This is a genomic window from Serratia sp. Ag1, assembly GCF_000743355.1.
GTDB lineage: Bacteria > Pseudomonadota > Gammaproteobacteria > Enterobacterales > Enterobacteriaceae > Chania.
In genome coordinates, this window is the sequence record NZ_JQEI01000070.1 from 1 (window position 1) to 4,929 (window position 4,929).

At 57.2% G+C, this 4,929-nt stretch carries 6 protein-coding genes and 2 pseudogenes; 7 read left to right on the plus strand and 1 reads right to left on the minus strand.

Annotation, left to right across the window (positions count from 1 at the left end):
* A pseudogene (locus tag IV04_RS23785) lies at positions 1-360 on the minus strand (transposase); the annotation flags it as partial.
* 72 nt (positions 361-432) lie between these two features.
* Between IV04_RS23785 and IV04_RS23790 the strand changes: the two are divergent.
* The 7 genes and pseudogenes from IV04_RS23790 to IV04_RS23820 form a co-directional block, all read left to right on the plus strand.
* Positions 433-1,221, plus strand: a pseudogene (locus tag IV04_RS23790) (phage tail protein); the annotation flags it as partial.
* A complete protein-coding gene (locus IV04_RS23795; protein ID WP_197062213.1) occupies positions 1,221-1,433 on the plus strand; it encodes a tail protein X in 213 nt (70 codons plus the stop codon). The pseudogene IV04_RS23790 and the gene IV04_RS23795, both read left to right, overlap by 1 nt.
* The gene (locus IV04_RS23800; RefSeq protein WP_037404358.1) at positions 1,421-2,587 is read left to right on the plus strand and encodes a phage late control D family protein; all 1,167 of its coding nucleotides are present in this window, start codon (positions 1,421-1,423) and stop codon (positions 2,585-2,587) included. Before IV04_RS23795 ends, IV04_RS23800 begins: the two co-directional genes overlap by 13 nt.
* Entirely contained in the window at positions 2,584-3,198 is a 615-nt protein-coding gene (locus IV04_RS23805; protein WP_037404359.1) for a phage baseplate assembly protein V, read from the plus strand. The genes IV04_RS23800 and IV04_RS23805 overlap by 4 nt, the downstream gene beginning before the upstream one ends.
* 60 nt (positions 3,199-3,258) lie before the next feature.
* Positions 3,259-3,606 (plus strand): GPW/gp25 family protein, encoded by a 348-nt coding sequence (locus tag IV04_RS23810; protein WP_037404360.1) that lies wholly within the window; start codon positions 3,259-3,261, stop codon positions 3,604-3,606.
* Complete coding sequence (locus tag IV04_RS23815) at positions 3,597-4,700, plus strand: baseplate J/gp47 family protein (RefSeq protein WP_037404361.1); 1,104 nt, start codon at positions 3,597-3,599, stop codon at positions 4,698-4,700. The genes IV04_RS23810 and IV04_RS23815 overlap by 10 nt, the downstream gene beginning before the upstream one ends.
* A partial coding sequence (locus IV04_RS23820; RefSeq protein WP_037404362.1) for a phage tail protein occupies positions 4,693-4,929 on the plus strand: 237 nt, incomplete at its 3' end. The genes IV04_RS23815 and IV04_RS23820, both read left to right, overlap by 8 nt.

Here is a 4,929-nt window from a genome sequence, read left to right on the forward strand (position 1 = left end):
GGCACAATTCGACCACCGACCATTTTGTTTTCAGCCGTGTGATTAACGCAAAGATTTGATGGGGAGCTCGCTCATCAACACGGCTGCCTGCTTTAGTATTTCTTTTTCCATTTCCAGCCGTTTAATCTGCGCTCTGAGCGACTGGATTTCACGTTGCTCTGGTGTCAGTGCAGGATTGTCCGGCGTCACCCCGCTGACTTCTTCTTTGTACTGGCGTATCCATTTACGCAATTGGCTGGGGTCCAACTCCAGAGCGCGTGCAACCTCGATGGTTGACCGCTGATACTTAACGACCTGCTCAATAGCTTCCAGTTTGAATTCAGGAGAAAAACGGCGTTTGGTCTGTTTAGGTTGAGTCATTATCAATTACCTCAATTGGCTGTCATTAAATTAACAGGCTATTGAGGTGTCCGGCATTACTGATCCACTACAATTGAAGGCAAGCCGGGTCTGCAGTTCGTGGGGGAAAAGCTCGACGAGATCCAGATAAGCCTGGCCTTTCATCAGCACTATTGTGTGCCGGATGTCGAACTGGCCAGGCTGCGTACCGCCATGAAAGCGCATCAGGCACTGGCGCTGGTGTTTGGCAACGGGGATTATCGCGGCTGGTTTGTGATCACCGAGGTGACTGCCGTGAGCCAACAGACGGACACCACCGGCAACGTGTGGGCGCTCACGGCCACCGTCTCGCTGCGGGAGTATATCGGCGACCCGAAAAACCCGCTCAAGCCTCCGGCAATCAAAACGGCGGTGCCCGGCACGGGTACGCTAACCGGCGCGGTGCCGTCTCCTTCAGGTGTCGCAAGCTACGTCCGGGAGGGCGTGAACTACGCAAAACAGGCGCAGTCCGCGCTGCAGGGGGCGATGAGTGCCGTGCGTATCGCCCAGAAAATGAAGGATAACCCCACTGTCGCCTTGACCCGTGTCCCTGGGCTGTTGAGCCAGTTGAACACCGTGGCTGGGCCGCTGGGAAAAAGTTCTTCTGCGTTTTCAGCCCTCGGGGAGGCGTTGCCGGGGGCCATCACGTTGAGTCGTGCAACGGGACAGGCCGCCACCACTATCCAGCAGGCACAAGGGGCGCTCGCGTCCGTTGACAGCAACAATATTGCCGCCGCCCTGGGTACCGTTTCCGGGCAGTTGAATGCCGCCAGCACCACCTTGACCCAGGTGTCACCGACGCTGAGCGAAATGGCCGCAAAAATTACCGTGAGGAGCCTCTGATGTTTCTTGAGCACATCACCAAAGAAGGCGAGCGCTGGGATCAGTTGGCGTACCGTTACTACCACGACCCGCTGGGCTACCCCCGCATCATTGCGGCCAATCCCCATGTGGCCATCACGCCAGTGCTGCCTTCCAGCATTCTGCTGCTGATCCCCGTGATTGAGGCCGACGATAACACGCTGTCGGAGGACACCCCACCATGGCTGAGGTAACCCCATCACAGACCACCGTTGAGGCCATCACCGGTGTCAGCGAGGTTTTGCAGCCCACCTTCACCCTGTGGTACCTGCAGAAGAATATCACCAGCGATATCGCGCCTTACGTGACGAGAGTCAGTTACAGCGACAACATCAAGAATGAGTCCGATGCCATTGAGGTCGACCTGGAAGATACCGAGGGACGCTGGATGGACAAGTGGTATCCGGGTAAAGGCGATACGCTGACGCTCAAACTCGGCTATCGGGGGGAGAAGCTGCTTTCCTGCGGCGTCTTTTCTATTGATGAGATTGAAGTCAGTGGCCCGCCCAGTACGGTTTCCATTCGGGGGGTGGCCACCTCGGTTAACCAGGCGCTGCGTACCCCCTCCAGTCGGGCGTTTGAGAAGACCACGCTGGCGGCCATCGCCAGCCGCATTGCCAAAAAGCACCAGCTGAAGCTGGTTGGCAGTATCGAAGCCATCACCATTGACCGGGTGACCCAATATTCAGAGACCGATGTGGGGTTTCTGAAACGCCTGGCCAGCGAGTACGGCTATGCGGTGAAGGTGGTGAGCGACCAGTTGATTTTCTCCCATCTGGCCACCTTGCGCAGCCTGGAGCCGGTCAAGCAACTTAAGCCGCAGGATGTGGCCCAGTTCTCCCTGCGCGACACCATCAACCGGATTTACAAGTCGGCCAAGGTGAAACACCAGAAAAGCAGCAGCAAGAAGCTGATTGTCTATGAGGCGGAGGGTGGCACGCATGAAGTGACCAAACAAACCAAGAACGGGAAAACCACCAGTGCCGATACGCTCAAGCTCAACAGCCGAGCGGCAGATACGGCCAGTGCCCAGATAAAGGCTGAGTCGGCTCTGGCCAAACATAACGAATACCAGCAGAACGGCTCCCTGACATTGATGGGAGCGCCCTCACTGACGGCTGGCAATAAAATTGAGCTGGTTGGGTTTGGTCAGTTATCCGGTGCCTGGTTGATCACCACTGCTCGCCATACGGTTGATCGCAGCGGTGGCTATATGACTGAACTTGAGGTGGCACGCGGCCCGGTGACTCAGGGAAAGGCGAAATCAAAAGCGGGCAAGACCCAGACGTTGACGGTGTATAAACCCGATGGTTCAACCTCCACAGTGACAAAGGAGAAAAAGAAATGAGCGGCGTAACACGGCAGGTCGGTACCATCAGCGCAGTTGACCCTCAAACGGTTCGGGCACGCGTTCGCCTGCCTGAAGCCGACAATCTGCGCACGGATTGGCTCAATGTGCTGCAACGCAACACCCAGAACACTAAAGACTACTGGTTGCCGGATATCGGCGAACAGGTCGAAGTGTTGCTTGATGCCAACGGTGAGGACGGCGTCATTCTGGGCGCGGTGTATTCCAGCGTTGATCTGCCCCCGGTCAATAACAAAGACACCAGGGGCACCACCCATGCTGATGAAGCGGCCTTCTATTATGACCGGGCGACACATACCCTCACCATCAACGGCGGCATTCAACATATCGTGATCGTCGTCAAAGCCAATGTGCATATCACCGCCCAGCAGGCCACCATCGATGCTCTCCAGACGATAGTCACGGGCGACGCTGAAATTCAGGGCAACCTGACGGTGAAAAAGAAACTGACCTATGAAGGGGGGATGGAAGGCTCTGGCGGCGACGGTGCAGCAGCGACCATCACCGGCAACCTGAACATTCTTGGTGATGCCCACGCCAGCGGCAGCATGTTGTCAGACGGCGAGAACTCCAACCACCACAGTCACTGAATCAAATCTTTTTAAACGGCGTTAATATCGGTCATTCCCTCCGGGGGCAATACTGCCCTCATGAAAACGAACTCCGTATTTTGGCAACCTGCCCTTCAGCGCCCTGGCGAAACCGTCCAGGGGCTGGAGGATATCGCCCAGGCCATTCTCATCATCCTGAGAACGCCCAGGGGGAGCGACCCGCATCGGCCAGAATTTGGCAGTAACCTGCATCTTTATATCGATCACCCCGTTGACCGGGCCATTCCCCATGTGGTGCGGGAATCTGTCGAGGCCATTAAACAGTGGGAGCCTCGCTGTCAGTTGGTCTCGATCAAGCCGGTGATTGATGCCGAGCATCTGACGCTGCGGGTGCAGTGGAAAAGTGCCGAGGGCGTCACACAATCCACGGAGTTGTTATGGCGTTGAGTAAACCTGACTTTATCGAACGTGATGCGGACAAAATCACGGCTGAAATGGTGGCGAAGTACGAGGCCGACAGCGGTAAAACGCTCTATCCGGCACAAGCCGAACGGTTGTTGATCAACCTGTTCGCCTACCGTGAAAACCTGGTACGTGTCGCCATTCAGGAAGCCGCCGAGCAGAACCTGGTGGCCTTTGCCCGTGAGCCGATGCTGGATTACCTGGGCGAACTGGTCGGGGTTTATCGTCTGTCGGCGCAACCGGCACACACCGTGCTGCAGTTCAGCATCGATACTGCCCTGCCAACCTCTGTGTTGATCCCCGCAGGAACGCGCGTCAGCGCCACCGACAGCGTGATTTTTGCCACAGACAATGACGTTGTTCTGGTGGCGGGCCAGACCCTGGCATCAACCAGCGCCACCTGCACCGAGCCAGGCACGATGGGGAATGGCTGGCAACCGACCCAGGTCAGTACCTTGCTTGACCCGCTGGATGATATCGACCTGCAGGTGACCAATACGCAGGTGGCCAGCGGTGGGGCGGAACAGGAAGATAACGAGCGCCTGCGTGAGCGTATTCGCCTGGCTCCCGAGTCCTTCAGCAATGCAGGCTCGAGGGGGGCATACCGGTTTCATGCGATGAGTGCCCATCAGGACATTATTGATGTCGGTATCAGCAGGCCAAGGCCGGGCACTGTCGCCCTCTACCCGTTAATGCGTAATGGCCTGCCGGATGACACCATTTTGGCACTGGTCAGCGCGACCTGTTCAGATGAAAAGGCGCGGCCCCTGACCGACACAGTGTGGGTCAAACAGCCGGTGCCAGTGGGATACCGTATCGACGCCATCCTGACGTTATATGAGGGGCAAAATGCTGACAGTACCCAAAAAGCGGGGTTAGCGGCTGCGGAGAGCTATGCGGCAGAGCGTGCAGCAGGGTTGGGGCGGGATATTGTGCCCAGCGAACTGGTCAGGGTACTGAAGCAACTCGGAGTGTATGACGTGGAATTGACAGCACCAGCGCTGACGGTGGTCAGCGAGATTGAGCTGGCCGTCTGCACCGGCATCACGATCACCCTCAAAGGCAGTGCCCATGGCTGAGTTAATCCCGGTTCCGCCGATTGACAGTGATATCAGCCTTAAGGCGCTTGCCGGACTCGCCCAGCGCTTATCGGACATCAACCTGACCCCCTTGCTGGTGTATCTGGTTGACCTGGTTGACAGCAGCACCTTGCCCTGGCTGGCAGAACAGTTGTCACTGGTCGGGGATGGTTGGGAACTGGCGGAGTCCGACGAGGTGCGTCGAACCCTGATTAAAGGGGCCATTGAG

Excerpts from the sequence above, each read along its gene's own strand:
- IV04_RS23795 (WP_197062213.1), top strand. The coding sequence starts at position 1,221 with ATGTTTCTTGAGCACATCACCAAAGAAGGCGAGCGCTGGGATCAGTTG.
- IV04_RS23800 (WP_037404358.1), top strand. The coding sequence starts at position 1,421 with ATGGCTGAGGTAACCCCATCACAGACCACCGTTGAGGCCATCACCGGT.
- IV04_RS23805 (WP_037404359.1), top strand. The coding sequence starts at position 2,584 with ATGAGCGGCGTAACACGGCAGGTCGGTACCATCAGCGCAGTTGACCCT.
- IV04_RS23810 (WP_037404360.1), top strand. The coding sequence starts at position 3,259 with ATGAAAACGAACTCCGTATTTTGGCAACCTGCCCTTCAGCGCCCTGGC.
- IV04_RS23815 (WP_037404361.1), top strand. The coding sequence starts at position 3,597 with ATGGCGTTGAGTAAACCTGACTTTATCGAACGTGATGCGGACAAAATC.